The sequence below is a fragment of the Caballeronia sordidicola genome, from assembly GCF_002220365.1.
Taxonomy (GTDB): Bacteria; Pseudomonadota; Gammaproteobacteria; order Burkholderiales; family Burkholderiaceae; genus Caballeronia; species Caballeronia sordidicola_C.
Genome location: NZ_MTHB01000229.1, coordinates 35,476 through 51,321, shown reverse-complemented (window position 1 = coordinate 51,321; position 15,846 = coordinate 35,476). Strand labels below are relative to the sequence as shown.

Annotated in this window: 13 protein-coding genes; 7 read left to right on the top strand and 6 right to left on the bottom strand. The window is 60.3% G+C overall.

Annotated features, from left to right (window positions below; all coding sequences use genetic code 11):
- Positions 1 to 6: 6 nt before the first annotated feature.
- A complete protein-coding gene (locus BSU04_RS31665; RefSeq protein ID WP_089164262.1) occupies positions 7 to 927 on the bottom strand; it encodes a LysR family transcriptional regulator in 921 nt (306 codons plus the stop codon).
- Positions 928 to 1,250: 323 nt separating this feature from the next.
- Here BSU04_RS31665 and BSU04_RS31660 point away from each other — a divergent pair, with 323 nt between their 5' ends.
- The gene (locus BSU04_RS31660) at positions 1,251 to 2,054 is read left to right on the top strand and encodes a DeoR/GlpR family DNA-binding transcription regulator (RefSeq protein ID WP_089164223.1); all 804 of its coding nucleotides are present in this window, start codon (positions 1,251 to 1,253) and stop codon (positions 2,052 to 2,054) included.
- Positions 2,051 to 3,205, top strand: coding sequence for an MFS transporter (locus BSU04_RS31655; protein WP_089164222.1), 1,155 nt, complete (start codon positions 2,051 to 2,053; stop codon positions 3,203 to 3,205). The genes BSU04_RS31660 and BSU04_RS31655 overlap by 4 nt, the downstream gene beginning before the upstream one ends.
- Before the next feature lie 121 nt (positions 3,206 to 3,326).
- Here BSU04_RS31655 and BSU04_RS31650 read toward each other — a convergent pair whose 3' ends face one another.
- Both BSU04_RS31650 and BSU04_RS31645 read right to left on the bottom strand, forming a co-directional pair.
- Entirely contained in the window at positions 3,327 to 4,070 is a 744-nt protein-coding gene (locus BSU04_RS31650) for a DUF2968 domain-containing protein (protein WP_089164261.1), read from the bottom strand.
- 201 nt (positions 4,071 to 4,271) lie between these two features.
- Complete coding sequence (locus tag BSU04_RS31645; protein ID WP_089164221.1) at positions 4,272 to 5,144, bottom strand: LysR family transcriptional regulator; 873 nt, start codon at positions 5,142 to 5,144, stop codon at positions 4,272 to 4,274.
- Positions 5,145 to 5,406: 262 nt separating this feature from the next.
- On the opposite strand from BSU04_RS31645, the gene BSU04_RS31640 reads away from it, so the two are divergent.
- From BSU04_RS31640 to BSU04_RS31620, 5 genes are all read left to right on the top strand, one after another.
- Positions 5,407 to 6,381 carry a sugar ABC transporter substrate-binding protein gene (locus tag BSU04_RS31640; protein ID WP_089164220.1) on the top strand — a complete coding sequence of 325 codons (975 nt, stop codon included), beginning with the start codon at positions 5,407 to 5,409 and terminating at the stop codon, positions 6,379 to 6,381.
- Between the two features lie 211 nt (positions 6,382 to 6,592).
- The gene (locus BSU04_RS31635; RefSeq protein ID WP_089164219.1) at positions 6,593 to 8,206 is read left to right on the top strand and encodes a sugar ABC transporter ATP-binding protein; all 1,614 of its coding nucleotides are present in this window, start codon (positions 6,593 to 6,595) and stop codon (positions 8,204 to 8,206) included.
- Positions 8,203 to 9,204 carry an ABC transporter permease gene (locus tag BSU04_RS31630; RefSeq protein WP_089164218.1) on the top strand — a complete coding sequence of 334 codons (1,002 nt, stop codon included), beginning with the start codon at positions 8,203 to 8,205 and terminating at the stop codon, positions 9,202 to 9,204. Before BSU04_RS31635 ends, BSU04_RS31630 begins: the two co-directional genes overlap by 4 nt.
- A gap of 214 nt (positions 9,205 to 9,418) precedes the next feature.
- A complete protein-coding gene (gene rbsK / locus BSU04_RS31625; RefSeq protein ID WP_089164217.1) occupies positions 9,419 to 10,351 on the top strand; it encodes a ribokinase in 933 nt (310 codons plus the stop codon).
- A gap of 181 nt (positions 10,352 to 10,532) precedes the next feature.
- Complete coding sequence (locus BSU04_RS31620) at positions 10,533 to 11,639, top strand: nucleoside hydrolase (protein ID WP_089164216.1); 1,107 nt, start codon at positions 10,533 to 10,535, stop codon at positions 11,637 to 11,639.
- A gap of 50 nt (positions 11,640 to 11,689) precedes the next feature.
- Here BSU04_RS31620 and BSU04_RS31615 read toward each other — a convergent pair whose 3' ends face one another.
- The 3 genes from BSU04_RS31615 to BSU04_RS31605 form a co-directional block, all read right to left on the bottom strand.
- The gene (locus BSU04_RS31615) at positions 11,690 to 12,826 is read right to left on the bottom strand and encodes an acyltransferase family protein (RefSeq protein WP_089164215.1); all 1,137 of its coding nucleotides are present in this window, start codon (positions 12,824 to 12,826) and stop codon (positions 11,690 to 11,692) included.
- Positions 12,827 to 13,087: 261 nt separating this feature from the next.
- A complete protein-coding gene (locus tag BSU04_RS31610) occupies positions 13,088 to 14,227 on the bottom strand; it encodes a porin (RefSeq protein WP_089164214.1) in 1,140 nt (379 codons plus the stop codon).
- A gap of 266 nt (positions 14,228 to 14,493) precedes the next feature.
- On the bottom strand, positions 14,494 to 15,834 hold the full coding sequence (locus BSU04_RS31605; protein ID WP_089164260.1) for an MFS transporter: 1,341 nt from the start codon (positions 15,832 to 15,834) through the stop codon (positions 14,494 to 14,496).
- Positions 15,835 to 15,846: the final 12 nt, after the last annotated feature.

Below are 15,846 nucleotides of genomic sequence, written 5' to 3'. Positions count from 1 at the left end.
CGCTGTTTAACAGCCGCTGCGCTCCCCATCGCTCACGTCGGGCTGCAGCATCGTGTCGAGAACGCGAAGCAATCGCTGCAATGCCGTGTTGGGATTGGTCTCCAGATAAGCGAACGCCAGCGGCATCTTGACTGACAAGTCCGTGAAGCGCAGGAACTGCGCGCGCGCCGGTGGCCGCCCGAGATTCGCGGCATTCACGATCGCGGCCCCCATGCCGGCCGAGACGAGCGAAAGGATTGCCGCCTCGGTCGGCACTTCCTGCACTACGTCCAGCGTCAATCCAGCTTCGCTGCACGCGCTGACCAGCATGTCGTAATACGCCGGGTATGTTTGCCGCGGAAAACACACCATTGGCCGGCCATTCAGCTCACGGGCAGAAATCGGTTGATCTTGCGGAAAGTTCCAGCTTCGCGGTACTGCAGCCACCACATCGTCAATGGCGAGAGGTAACACACGCAGCGCGCGCGCAAGCTCGCCGTAGGTATAGATAAACCCGCCATCAAGCGTTCCCGCCAGGATCTCGGCGACTTGCTCGGGCGTGTTCATAGGCGCCAGATGAATGCTCACCTCGGGTGCTTCACGCTGGAAGCTGTTGAATGCATCAGGGACCAGGCCATCCCAACTTGCGTTTTCGACCACGCCAAGGCGTAACGCGCCCTGGAGCCCCGATGCAACCAATCTCACCGCGCGCGTAGCCGACTCAAGAATGCCGAGCGACTTGCGAACTTCACGCAGGAACAGTTCGCCCGCGACAGTAAGCTTGACTCCCTGCGGGGTGCGATCGAAAAGCCGCGCGCCCAGCATCTGTTCAAGATCCTGTATCTGGCGAGTAATCGCTGGCTGCGTGACATTAATGCGCTCGGCGGCCAGCCGGAAGCTCCGATTCTCGGCGACCGCGGTGAAATACCTCAAGTGTCGTAGTTCCACGTTTCTTCCCTTTCTTGTCGCGCCATCCGCAATGTCCATCGCACGTCTTGGTCGCTTATGCCTTCACCGTTTGCGACGGCAGCTCAGGATAGCGCGTGATGTCGATGCTATCCGCGATGGGACGCACGAGTGAGCGTTGGTCTTCGAAAGCGCCCATTCACTGGCAGTCTGCTGAGGCGCAATCGGTACGCGGACGTCAGCCACAAAATACGGACATCAAAAATAGTTGCCTGCGCTCGCTCGTTTACGATAAATTATGCTCGATTATGATCGCTTATACTCGATTAACGACGAACGAACATGTCCAGACTGAGACCGACGATATGCAAAGAACCCGGCGTGATGCCGTAGACGGGTTGCTTCCCGACGAACGCGCAAAGCTGATTCTCGACCGGCTACGAACGCACGGCCGCGTGTTGGCGACCGAACTCGCGCTCGAATTCAACACCTCCGAACACACGGTTCGCCGCCATCTGCGCGATCTGGCAGAAGCGGGTCATTGCAAGCGCGTGTACGGCGGTGCGCTCCTGATCGCGCCCTCTGCGCCGGCCGGGTCCACGCGCCTGCGCGAAGCGGTGGACCGAAAAGCCCAACTAGCCATTGCAGCAGCATCCATCGTCCGGCCGCGGCAAATCATCCTGCTCGATGCCGGGTCGACCAACGTCGCGATTGCGGCGGCGCTTCCGGACAACGCGGACCTCACGGTCGTGACCAATTCCCCCGACGCCTGCTCGCGTTTGCTCGATCGTCCTGGCTTCGATGTCATCCTGATCGGTGGCCGGGTGAGCGCGCGTGGAGCGGGGTCTCTCGGATCCACTGCCCTTTTGCAGGTCCAGCAGATCAAGGCCGACCTGTGTTTCCTCGGCGCTTGCGCCATCGACCCGGCCGAGGGCGTGGCTGCATTCGAGGCTGAGGAAGCCGAGCTTAAACGCGCGATGGTCAAATCGAGCGGTCAGGTCGCCATCGCGATGACGTCCGAGAAGCTGATGACAGTGGCGCCCTTCTTTGTGGTGGCGGCGTCCGGCATCGAGCATCTGATCGTGGAGGCGGATGTCTGCGCGCAGCGGCTGGGCGAGTTCGAAAAAATCTGCGCCAACGTGATCGTGGCTCATGCGGGGGCTCAATGATGAAACCTGTCGCTGAACGTATTGCCACCACGGCGGTGTTTCTCGCTAACGGGCTGGGCATTGGCGCGTGGGCTGTCGAAGTTCCGCGGATCAAGGAAGCTTTGTCGCTAAGCGATACATCGCTCGGGGTCGCGCTGTTTTGTTTCGCGTTGGGCGCGATTGTCGCCATGCCGCTCGCGGGGCGCCTGGCGGCGCGCTTCGGAAGCGGCCGCGTCACCGCGTTCCTGGGCGTTGCATTTGTTCTCGCACTGCCCTTGCCCGCGCTGGTTCCGGACTTCGCTTTGTTATGCGCCGTGCTTTTTGCGTTGGGCGCGGCGAACGGCGCACTGGATGTATCGATGAACGGACATGCCAGCGCTATCGAAGGCGAATGGCAGGCGCCGATCATGTCGTCCTTTCATGCGGCCTGGAGCATGGGCGGTCTGTTGGGGGCGGCCGCGGGCGCGGCGCTTCAGGCCAACGGCATCGGCACGATGGGCGGATTGTTGCTGCCTGACGTCGTTATTGGCGCACTCATTCTGACCAGCGCTGTATTTGCGCTACGGGATATCGGACCAAGGGCAGTGACCTCGGCTAGCGGTTTTACATTGCCTAGCGCGGGCGTCACGAAACTCGCCGCCCTCGCCTTTCTCTGCATGCTGGTCGAAGGCGCGGTGGCGGACTGGAGCGCGGTATTCCTGCGCTCCGCACTCGACACGCAAGCAAGCGCGGCGGCGCTCGGCTATTCGTCGTTTGCCTTCGCGATGGCAGCATGCCGCGTGGTCGGCGATGTATCGGTCAGACGCTTAGGCGCGGGCGTAGTGGTCGCTAGCGGAGGGCTGATTGCAGCCCTGGGCTTAGCGCTGGTGCTGGGTTATCCAAACGTGGTCACCGCTTGCGTGGGGTTTGCGCTGGTGGGAATCGGCCTGGCTAACATCGTGCCTGTGATCTTTAGTGCCGCGGGCCGTTCGACGACAACACCGGCCGTCGGCGTTTCCATGGCTGCCACGGCGGGTTATGCCGGCTTTCTGGTGGGGCCGCCCTTGATCGGGCTGGGCGCAGGTTTCCTGGGTTTGCGGCTCGCGTTATGTGCGCTTTTGCTAGCCGCCTTGATTGTCTGTCTGGTGGGAGGCAAGGCCGTGAGCCGGGCTGGCGTCGAACAGGCGGTTTAAACGCAATGAAGCTGTTGCGCAGTGGGTTTTCGCTTGGCTCCGGCTCACGGATTCAGGGTTTTGTTGGGAGGGGTTGCTGGCGGAATACGCGAATGCCATCAACCCTTACGCCTTGAGAGAATCACTGCGGCGCCAGTGTCAGGTCGCCATCCGCCTGACGCTGAAGATCCTGCACCTTGGTTTGCAAGGCACGCAATTCGGCTTGAGCCGCGTCCTGCTGCGCCCGCAACGTGGCAATGGCTGCCTGCTGTTGCGCCTGACGATCAACCACCTGGCTTTGCTGCGCGCGCGCCACATCGACATCCGCTTGCAGACGGTTCGCCCGGTTCTGCTGCAAAGCAATCAGCCGATCCGCGAAGGCGTTTTCAGCCTGGAGCTTCTCGCGACGGATTTCCGAATCGGCAAGCTGGGCGGTGTTCTTCGCGAATTCCGCATACACCGCTTCGGCACGCGTATCGGTCTGCGTCTTGATCACGCGCCAAAACTTCTTTTGCTGGAACAGCGCGATGTAATACGTCATCTGGTCCGGATAAAACAACATGCTCGCGCCATAACTGCCGTTATAGGTCGTGCGCATTTCTATTACCTTGCCGTCGCGGATCATCTGCTGCAACTCGGTAATGCTGCCGTTGCTGCCGTTACTTGCGTCGCTTCCATTCCCCGGCGCCTGCGGTTCGTCAGCCGCGCCGTTAGTCAGCAAGCCACGCCGCGCGCTCGCGTCGCCGAGCGCATTTCCCGATGCTGACGACGAATCCTGCGCAGCGGGCGCTGCCGCTAATGCTGTTGTACCGGCGCAAGCGGCCGTGCAGACCACCGCGCTTGCCCAGAGAACTACCCCGTACCGCCATTTATTATTGGATTTCATGGAATTTCCGAGTTCTTTGAACAAAGCGAAACCGACCGAATTATGGCAGATAGAATGCCCGGATATTGATTGGGCAGATTCAAAAACCGCGTTCGTTAAATGGAAATCGAAGCGCCGGATAATCTCCATGCCCAATGAGCCGCTGCGGCGTGTGCAAAAGGCCGCGAGGCTCAACGCAATACCTGCGTCGCACGCCTCAAGTCACCTGAAAATATCGGCGACCAGGTTCGAGACCGCCCGTATGCGCTCGCTGCCGCGAAGCGCCGGGTGCAGGACCATCCAGACATCCTGATCCAGTTCCCTGATATGCGGTTCGATGCAGACCAGGTCGCTGGTCGTGTCGCCCGCCAGTTGAGCGAGCACGCCCAGTCCCGAGCCGCCCAGCACGCCGTCGAACACGCCCAGCACGTAACTGCTGCGAAGGCTCGGCGCGGGCGCGCCCGGCAGTGTCTTGAGCCAGCGGGCCGCAGGATGGTCCCCCCGGCGCTCGTCATAGCCGACGAAGGACAGCTTGCTCCATTCCTTCTTCTTGATGGCCACCTTGTGACGAAGGTAATAGTCCCGCGACGCATATAAACCAAAGCGGACCTTGCCGATCCGGCGCACGTACAGGTCACCCTCGTCCGGGCATTCCGACCAGATGGCGATATCCGCTTCGCGCCGGGCAAGATTGTACGGCTGCTGCGAGGTCAGCACTTCGATGGCCAGTCCGGGAAACCTTTCCTGGAATGAGCCGAGAAGCTTCATCAGGATGTAGGACATCCACTCGACCGCATTGATCCTGACCGTGCCCTCCAGTCCATGAGAGCCCGTGACGTCCCCCGCCCGCTCAATCTGGTGCGCCAGTGCCTCCATCTGCTCGGCCCATGCAAGCACCCGCTGTCCGAACGCCGTGACTGCGCAGCCGGAAGGCACGCGGTCAATCAGGGGTTCACCCAATCTTCTTTCAAGCTCCGTCAAGCGACGCGATAGCGTCGCCGCGCTAAGATCACACGCCGCAGCGGCCGATCTCATGGTTCCTTCACGGGCGATAGCGAGCAAAAGCCGCAGGTCGTCCCAGTCAACGTGTTCCATTTTTGAAACGCTCGCTTTCGATTTTAGACGTAGCATATCGCGAATCGCGAGGATAGCATTAGACCCGGATGGGCTGGATTGCCGCTTGATTTACGCCACGGCTCATGCATCGGGTTTTCACTTACTAGTGTTAAAGCGATGCGGCAACAAGCATGTCACTCACATTGATTTACAGACCAGTCCACCAATCGACTAACTGCTCAAACGACTCGACGGCTATTCCCTCAGTAGACCGAAGAGCGAACTAACTAACGGAGACTCTATGACCCGCAAGGCCAACTTAGCACGGCGCCGCGTACTCGCTGCAACCGCTGCAACCGCAGTAGCAGCCGCATTCTCGCTGTTGCCTGTCTCGTCGGCGTTCGCTCAAACGGCGAAAAAACCCGTTGTCGCCCTCGTGATGAAGTCACTCGCCAACGAGTTCTTCCTCACCATGGAAACGGGCGCCAAGGACTATCAGGCGCATAACGCGAGCAAGTTCACGCTCATCTCGAACGGCATCAAGGACGAAACCGATACCGCGAACCAGATCCGCATTGTCGAGCAGATGATCGTCTCGAAGGTCGACGCGCTCGTGATTGCCCCCGCTGATTCAAAAGCCCTCGTTCCGGTCATCAAGAAGGCCGTGGATGCGGGGATCATCGTGGTGAACATCGACAACCAGCTGGACCCGGACGTGCTCAAGTCGAAGGACCTGAACGTACCGTTCGTCGGTCCGGACAACGCGAAGGGCGCCAAACTGGTGGGCGACTACCTGGCCAAGAAACTGAAGGCTGGCGATGAAGTCGGCATTATCGAAGGCGTGTCGACCACGACCAACGCGCAGCAGCGCACGGCCGGCTTCAAGCAAGCGATGCAAGCAGGCGGCATGAAGGTTGTTGCGCTGCAATCCGGCGACTGGGAAATCGACAAGGGTAATGCAGTGGCATCGCAGATCCTGAACGCGAACCCCAACATCAAGGCGCTGCTGTGCGGCAACGACAACATGGCCCTTGGCGCGGTTGCTGCAGTGCGGGCGGCCGGCAAGGCGGGCAAGGTGCAGGTCGTCGGCTACGACAACATCAACGCCATCAAGCCGATGCTCGCCGACGGCCGGGTCCTTGCCACTGCGGATCAATACGCCGCGAAGCAGGCTGTGTTCGGTATCGATACCGCGTTGAAGGCGCTCTCCGAGCACCAGAAACAGTCGCAACTGTCGAGCGTGGTGGAAACGCCGGTCAACCTGGTCACCAAGTAAGCCTGCTGGCCCCGAGCCAACGGGCATGCGTCATCGCGGCGAGTCGCACTACGCCACGGTGACGGATGCATGCCTGAATGCTGCAAGCGGCCAGAGTATCTCGACGCGTACCCGGCTTCAGCTTCAAGTGTTCAAACGCATAGTGCACCCCGGCTCTTCATGGCCGGGGCGGAACTCGCATTCAAGTACCTGCTCCAGCCTCTCATAAGCGATGCCAAGTTCAATCGTCCCTTCCGCCGACATAGCGCCGGTGCTGACCATTCACGGGATCGGCAAGACCTACGTCGAACCGGTGCTCGCGGACATCTCGCTCCATTTGCGTCCCGGTGAAGTGCTCGCGCTGACAGGCGAAAACGGCGCCGGCAAGAGCACGCTCTCAAAGATCGTAGGCGGTCTTGTGACGCCTACCACCGGTTCAATGGAACTCGGCGGTGTATCGTACGCGCCGGCAAGCCGCAACGACGCCGAAGCGCTCGGCGTGCGCATGGTGATGCAGGAACTGAACCTCTTGCCCACGCTGTCGGTTGCTGAAAACCTCTTTCTGAATCGCCTGCCAAAACGCGGGCTGGGCTGGATCGACCGCACGACGCTGCGCGAAGATGCGCGTCAGGCGATGGCCCAGGTCGGGCTCGATGCCATCGACCCGGATACGCTCGTGGGTGAACTCGGTATTGGCCATCAGCAGATGGTCGAGATTGCGCGCAACCTCATCGGCGATTGCCGCGTACTGATCCTCGACGAACCCACCGCCATGCTCACGGCTCGCGAAGTGGACCTGCTGTTCGAGCAAGTCGCCCGCCTGAAATCGCGCGGCGTTGCGCTGGTGTATATCTCGCATCGGCTGGAAGAACTGGCGCGGATCGCCGAACGCGCGGCCGTGTTGCGTGACGGCCGGCTGGTCCACGTCGATGCGATGCGCAACCTCACCAGCGACAAGCTCGTCACGCTGATGGTCGGACGTGATATTGGCGAACGTATCGACCTCGGCGAACGCCGGATCGGCACGACAGCATTCAAGGTGCAAGGCATGACGCGCGGCCACGCCGTGCGCGACGTATCGTTTGAAGTAAAAGCCGGGGAGATCTTCGGCATCAGCGGACTGATTGGCGCAGGCCGGACCGAACTCATGCGGCTGATCTATGGTGCGGATCGGGCGGATAGCGGCAACATCTCGATCGCGCACCGGGGTGCGGCGCTCAAGACTGTCAGCATCAAGTCGCCCTCCGACGCAGTGAGCCAGGGTATTGCGCTCATTACCGAAGACCGCAAGGGCGAAGGTTTGTTGCTGCCGCAACCGATTGCCGCGAACATTTCGCTTGGCAATATCGGCGCGGTATCGAAGCACGGTTTTATCGATGCCCGCCGCGAAACCGCACTCGCGCAGAAACAGATCGACGCCATGCGGATTCGCACGTCGAGCGCCGCGCAACCGGTGTCCGAACTCTCGGGCGGCAATCAGCAGAAGGTGGTGATCGGCCGCTGGCTCGCCCGCGATTGCACCGTCCTGCTCTTCGACGAACCCACGCGCGGTATCGACGTTGGCGCCAAGTTCGACATCTATGCACTGATGGGCGCCCAGGCGCGCGAAGGCCGCGCGCTAGTGGTGGTGTCCAGCGACCTGCGCGAGCTGATGCTGATCTGCGACCGCATCGGCGTGATGTCGGCGGGACGCATGACCGGTGTCTTCGAACGCGATAACTGGTCACAGGACGCGTTGCTGGCCGCGGCGTTCGCGGGCTATGCGGGCCGCGATAAAATCCTCAGCGAATCTATTGAACCGGGCGCCGAGACGCCGGATACCCCTATCACGGAGCACCTGTCATGACTGTACAAACAACGACGCCGAAATCGCAGACGGAGCCGCCCAAGAGCGCGAAGCCGATCGGCACCCGGCTGGGTTTCTCGAACTACCTGGGCCTGATGGGCGCACTGATCGCCATGATCGCGCTGTTCTCCGTGCTGAGCTCGCACTTCCTGAGCTACGACACCTTCAGCACGATCGCGAACCAGATTCCCGATCTGGTGGTGATGTCGGTCGGCATGACGTTCGTGCTGATTATTGCGGGTATCGATCTGTCGGTGGGTTCGGTGCTCGCATTGGGCGCGGCAGTGACAAGCGTCGCCGCACTGCAATGGCACTGGGGGGCGCTGCCGGCCGCGTTGCTCGGCATGGCCGGTGCGGCGCTCACCGGCTGCGTGACGGGGGCCGTGACGGTAGGTTGGCGCATCCCTTCTTTCATCGTCTCGCTGGGTGTGCTGGAAGCGGCACGCGGTCTTGCCTACCAGATGACGAACTCGCGCACGGCGTACATTGGCGACGCCTTCGACTTTCTCTCGAATCCCATCGCGTTCGGTATTTCCCCTTCATTCCTGATTGCTATCGCCGTAATGGTCGTGGCGCAGCTCGTACTCACCCGAACGGTATTCGGCCGCTACCTGATTGGCATCGGCACTAACGAGGAGGCCGTGCGGCTGGCCGGGGTCAACCCACGGCCGTACAAGGTCATCGTGTTTGCGTTGATGGGCCTGCTTTCGGGTCTTGCAGCCCTGTTCCAGATTTCCCGGCTCGAGGCAGCGGACCCCAACGCAGGGTCGGGAATCGAACTGCAGGTGATTGCAGCGGTTGTGATCGGCGGCACAAGCCTGATGGGTGGACGCGGCTCGGTCATCAGCACGTTCTTCGGCGTCCTGATCATTTCGGTGCTGGCAGCAGGTCTCGCGCAGATCGGCGCGAACGAGCCGACCAAGCGGATCATCACCGGTGCGGTGATTGTGGTGGCGGTCGTGCTGGATACGTACCGCAGCAAACGGCGCATCATGTAAGCGTTGGCAGCGCCTGGTCCGCAGCGCTCGTGCAGCGGCGTTGTGGATAGTTGATTCGCGCTGAGCAGGCGCGAATCGCGGGTGGCTGAAAGAAGACGCGTCCCTATTATCGGCGGCGTCCGTCGCGCCCCGGTCTGGCTTAGCACATTCATTTCAGGTGCTTAACAAAGCTCAAGCCCGGTGATCGACCCGTTCGCCAGCAGGAGAAATTGAAATGTCCAAAGAAACGAAGCAAGGCTCCGTCCTCATCATGGGGAGTATCAATACCGATCTGGTCGCACGCTCGCCGCACCTGCCCCGTCCGGGCGAAACGATCAGCGGCCATGAGTTCTCGCAGGTCTCCGGCGGCAAGGGCGCCAACCAGGCGGTTGCCGCTGCACGTATCGGGGGCCGGGTGGCCATGGCCGGATGCGTGGGCGGCGACGCCAACGGCTCATTGCGGCTGGCAGATCTGGAAGTGGAAGGGATTGATTGCAGCGCGGTCGAAACCGATCCGTCAGTGCCGACCGGCGTGGCGATCGTCACCGTAGCGGACGACGGCCAGAACACGATCGTGGTGGTAGCCGGCAGCAACGGCCAGGTTACCCCCGAGATGGTCAAGCGCCATGAGGCGGTGATCAAAGCCGCCGACGTGGTGGTGTGTCAACTCGAGACCCCTTGGGATTCGGTCTATGCCACGCTTGTCACCGCTCGGAGATTCGGCAAGCTGACCGTATTGAATCCAGCGCCGGCTACCGGTCCGCTGCCGCCCGAGTGGCTGCCGTTGGTCGACTATCTGGTTCCGAACGAAGTCGAGGCCGCAATCCTTGCCGGGTTGCCGGTCGAATCTCAAAGCGGTGCGCGCCGGGCGGCGAAAGAACTTCAGCGAGCAGGAGCGCGTAACGTGATCGTGACGCTTGGATCGCAAGGCGCCTATCTGCTGCCCGAAGCAGGAGAAGGCACGCACTTCCCCGCACCCAAGGTGGACGCGGTGGACACGACTGCTGCCGGCGATACCTTCATCGGCGTCTTCGCCGCACAGTTGGCCGCGCGCCAACCCATAGAAGCTGCGATCAGCCTTGCGCAGAGAGCCGCCGCCATTTCCGTTACACGCGCCGGCGCACAACCCTCCATCCCGACTCGCCAGGAAGTCGACAGCGCGCCCTAGCCCTCGCTGTTCCGGGGCGCCTCGAGCGTCCCGGGTTCTCGATTTAGTTACTCGATTTAGATTAAAGCGTCGAAACCGTGCTGCCCCGTTGCAGGGGCCGGTCACGTCATCGTCAAGCTGCTGCATGGTTTCCTGTGGCAGTTGTTTTTCATCATCCAACCAAACTCGAATGGGAAAAGCAATGAACTCAAGATCCGCGTTTGTCCTGGTGGCTTCCGTGTTTTTGACGGCTTGCGGTGGAAACGGAAATTCGAACTCCGGGCCTTTGGCGAATGCGCCAAAGGTCATCATGGATTCGGACTTTAATACGATGGGCGATGATGGCCAGCTTTTTGCAATGACCACGCAATTAATGGCGCAAGGGAAAGTCAATTTACTCGGCCTGACCGTAGTAACCGGCAATGACTGGCTATTGCAGGAACAATCGGACGCGCTGAAAGCGGTGGAACGGATGGGCGTGCAGAACACCGTAGGCGTCTACGCCGGCGCGGATTACCCGCTGCAATATGATGTCGCGAGTATCCGCGCCCAGCAAGCCGCCAACCCTAACGGTTATTTCGGCGCATGGAGCCGCCCTGAACCCACGCAGGCTTCGCAACTCATCGCCCCGCCGGACGGCTTTGCCACAAGCACGAAACTGCAAGCGGAAAACGCGTCCGATTTCATGATCGACACGATCAAGCGTTATCCGAATCAGGTCACTATTCTGGAAGTCGGGCCGCCGACGAATCTCGCGCTCGCGCTGCAAAAAGCGCCGGAAATCGCGCCGCTTATCAAGCAGATTGTTTATATGGGCGGCGCGATGGCCGTGCCGGGCAATGCAAATGCCGTGGGCGAGCTGAACTGGTGGTTTGATCCGCTAGCCGTGCGTACGGTGCTGCAAACCACGATTCCTCAAACCGTGATTCCGCTGGATGTCACTAACACCGTGCCGCTGACGGAAAGCGTCTACGACCAGATCGCCAACAATCCGAGCAAGCAGACCGCCGTCACCAAGATTTATGCGACGACCAATGCCAATGCCTTCAGCACCAACACGGACATCTACGACACGCTGACCATCGCCTATTTTCTCGATCCGACCTACGCGACGCAGACAAAGAGCGCGTACCTGGATATCGACACGACCAGCGGCGAAGATCAGGGTCATGTGATGGTCTATCCGGATCAACCGGCCGCCGGTGCTTCGCCGAAGAAAATCACCTATGTCACTCAGTTCGATAACAACCGGTTCTTCAGTCTGTATATCGATCTGTTGACGCGACCGGTTCCCGTGACCCTGCCTTAATCCAAACTCAGCCGCGCGCAATGCTAGCGACAGGCCAAGGCGACCGGGACCTAGTGCGCGTGTTCGGGCTGCCGGATCGCACGCGGTGAGCGCGAGGTCTTATAGGCTTTGCGAAGGTACGCGCACAACGGCTTTTCAATCGACAGGAAACTGAAGATCGACACGGCCGTTAGCACCAGCAAAAACCCCAAGAATGGCGCGGGAGCGGTGGCGACGCTCGGGAACAGCATCTTTGCATATCTGAAAAGCGGCACATGCAGGATGTAGAACGCGAAACTCGCCTCGCCAAGCAACACCATAGGCTTGCTTCCAAGCCAGCCGCTAAGCGCCCCTCTAGCGCGTGCCAGGCAATAGAGAAGCACGATAAAGGCGGGGAACAGCAACGCCTTGGCCAGCACGTGATTTGCCAGCACGATGACCACAACTGCTGCAGTCAAAGCCGCGAAAGCGGCCAGGTCGAAGATCAAAGACTTGGCCATACCCTCGCTCAGATAAAGACGCGCCATGCATATCCCGGCGGTAAACTCGCCTATCCGAAGCACCGGCACAAAGTTGACCAGTTCTCGCAGCCAATACGCCTGTCCCAATGATGATGGCAGCAACGAAAGCGTCAACGTCGGGATAACGGAAAATAACCAGCACGCCCCGATCAAACTCAACAGCACGCCAACGCTGCGATTTTTCAGGAAGGCAAACAGGAAGGGAAACGACGCATAGAAGACCGCTTCCGCGGAGAGCGACCATCCGGGCGTATTCCAGGCGTTCGCGGTGGCGGGCGTCCAGGCTTGCAACAGCACTAGCGAAATCACTCCGTAAAACGCAAGCCGCGCATAAAGACCGGCCGAGTGTCCGTGCAAGGCAGCAAGGTTTGAATAGACCAGCGGTGCAAACACAATCCAGCCCAATAAATAGATCGGGTAGATTTTCGCGAACCGGGAAAAATAGAACTGTCGTACGGCAGGCGCCTCTGCCCTGTTCATTTCCGGATGCGTGTAGGTGAGGATAAATCCGGAAAGAATGAAGAACAATTCAACGGGATCGCCCGAATTTTCATAGAAATAAAACGGCGACATCCCTAACGACGCCGCGACATCAGGCGAAAGGTGATACAGCGCAACACTCAACGCTGCAAGGAAGCGAACGCCGGTTAACGCGGGAATGACTGGCCTTCTTGCAACTATTGTCATCGATCATTGGGTTCGCCGCGTGCCCCAGCTCGCCTGGCGACCTTATGGTGCACGTTAAAAAAATGGAAAATTAATGCGGAATGGCGGATATTCGGGAAAATAAAGCGTTCTCATGGATAGCGCGGGTTGCGTCGGAGCATCGCGATTAGCGCTCATGTAAAGAGGGCCGGAGACTAAACCGGACCCATGACGTGCTGTCTTTGTCGTCAGGCACGCTTACCCGCTCAGACGTTGACCGGGTAGCGAGCAAGTCTCCGACCGCTAGAAACTGTGCCGCAATCCGGCCATGACACCGAGTTGCCCAGCGCCCGCTGCAGGCGTCGTACCACCGCCACCCTGACTCACCGTGTAGGCCGCTTTCGCGCTGTTCGCCAGATACGCTCCCTGCAAATACACAGCCGTGCTCTTCGACAAGAAATAGGTCGTGCGCAGCACTTCGATCGTGCCCCGCGTGTCGTCCTGCCGGTTGACGATCCGGTAGATACCGCCATCCACCAGGAACGCGGGCGTAACCGGATACGCGGCCGTCAGGTAAAACTGATCCGACCTCACGTCGGGCGAGGCAGCCGAAACGGTCTCCACCCTTCGCCCAAGCCAGCCGCCCCCGATCTTCAATTTCCCGATCGCGCCGTAGCCGTTCAACTGCATGCGGATATCTTTGTCGCCTGGGTTGGTCAACGCAAACGTAGGCGTGCCGTCGAACAGGTTCGCCGATGCGCCCGGGCCACCGCGTTGTTCGTCGTAGGCTGCCGCAGCGCCGAAACCACTCCAGTCATAACGAAGCATGGCCGACCACTCGCGGCAGGTTTGAGGACTGCCCGGGACCGGACCAACGCACGTGCCCTGCCCCGGTGAGTTCCCGGTGCCGGCCGAATCACGGCCGAAGGAATAGGTTGCGCCCGCCGTCAAGCCGCCGAAGGTTCCCTTATACGCAACCGTGTTGTCGCTGCGGGCGCTGGGCAGATACTGATCGAAGGAACCCGTGCCGCCGTAGATGTCCGGGCCAAGCAGATCAGAGTCGAGGATGGCCCAGTACGTCATGGTGTACTGACGGCCGAACGTCAGGCTGCCATACGGTCCCTTCAAACCAACGTATGCTTGCCGCCCGAAAAGGCGGCCACCCTGGTTCAGCGTCCCGGCTTTGGTATTGAAACCGCTTTCCAACGTGAAGATGGTCGACCAGCCGCCGCCGAGATCCTCGGTGCCGCGTATGCCCCACCGCGATGGCAGTTCACCTGTCACGCCCGGCATCCGTACCACGCTGTTGCCCGATGCATCGGCATGCGTTACATACTCGACGCCTGTGTCGATAATCCCGTAAAGCGTCACATTGCTTTGCGCAAACGACGGCGCCGCGCTGATGCCGAGCAACGCTCCCAATAATGCGATTTTGTATTTCATGGTCTCCGAGTCCCCTGACCTGCACTTTGAAATGCAGGTTGAAAATTTCTTGTTCCGACAGCAGTCAAGCGTGTTGCGCGCTCGACCCTCCTGGTTTCAATCGATCCGCTTTTAAACTCACTCTTATTATTTGATAGGTATGCTAAATTACTAATATTTAATTGAATTCGAATCCCGCTTGAGTGACCTGGTTAAGCCAGAAGCGTGTGGGGATGAGGATCGCTCAGCCCCGCATTAGAAGATCCGATGCAAGTACGTCCCGCGTTCTATCGGATCGCGCTCGGTATATGTCGACGCACAAGCGCAAGCGCGATCATCACAACTGTCATTGCCGCGCCCAGCATCAGCAGGTACGACGATGCACCGCCTGCCGTAATGACCGCAGCACCGGCGAACGCGCTGACAATTGCGCCTATCCGCCCGAATGCCAGCGCCGACGCCGTTCCGGTCGCACGCACTCCCGTCGGGTAGACATAGGCGCAAAGCGCATACATGGTGGACTGCACTGCATTGACGAACAGGCCGTGTGTGAAAAGCCCGAACATCAGCACGCTCACATGCCGGGAAACATCGACTGTCAGCAGTAGCCATGCGCTGGCAGCCGCTCCTGAGCAACAAATGATCAACGGCCAGCGCGAACCGAATCGTGCGATGGTGACCGCACATGCCAACGCCCCGATCGCACCACCCAGGTTGTAGGCCGTCAGCCCGTAGCCGGCAAACTGCACCGACAACCCTTCGTTGGTCAGCATGGTCGGCAACCAGCTAAACGCAGCGTAGACAGCCAGCAAGCACATGAAGAACGCGCACCAGATTGCCACGGTGTCCAACGCGCGGCCGTCCTTGAAAAGCGCGGTAAAGCCTACGTGCTTCTCGGAATCGCGCTCCCGAATGTCGGTGAAGCTTGCATCTTTCGCGACAGGGCGCGACATGCGGCCCAGCAGCGCCACCAATTCGCCCCAACGGTGCGGACGACGTGAAAGGAAGCGTGGAGACTCAGGCAGCGCGAACAGCAGTAACACCGCCAACACCAGCGGCAGCACGCCGCCCGTGAGAAATAACGCGCGCCAGCCATAAGCCGGCAGGATCACGCTGGCGAACAGTCCGGCCACCATGCCACCCAGAGGCACGCAAAGAATCGTGACAGTGACCGCCACGGTGCGCAAGCGCGCGGGCGTATATTCCGCCGTCAACGTGGTGGAGGTCGGCAACGCCCCGCCTATTCCCAGCCCGGCGATGAACCGCAGTCCAGCAATCACCGCAAGGTTCGGGGCAAGGCTGATCGCGCAGGTCGCCGCGCCGAATACCAGCACACTGCCGATCACCGCCCAGCGCCGGCCGAAACGATCCGCGAACAAACCGGCGCAGGCGCTGCCTATTCCCATGCCGATCAGTCCCGCCGCAACTACCGGGGCAAATGCATTGCGGGCTATATCCCACTCCTTGATCAGCACGGGAATGGCGAAGCCGATCAACTGGCTGTCAAAACCATCGACAATGATCGACAGCGCTGCCAGCAGGACAATGAGCTTCTGGAATGTGCTGAATGGGCCGTCATCGAGCACGCTTCCAATGTCCACGGTCTTGCTCGTGTCCTGCAGTTCCATCGTCTGATCATG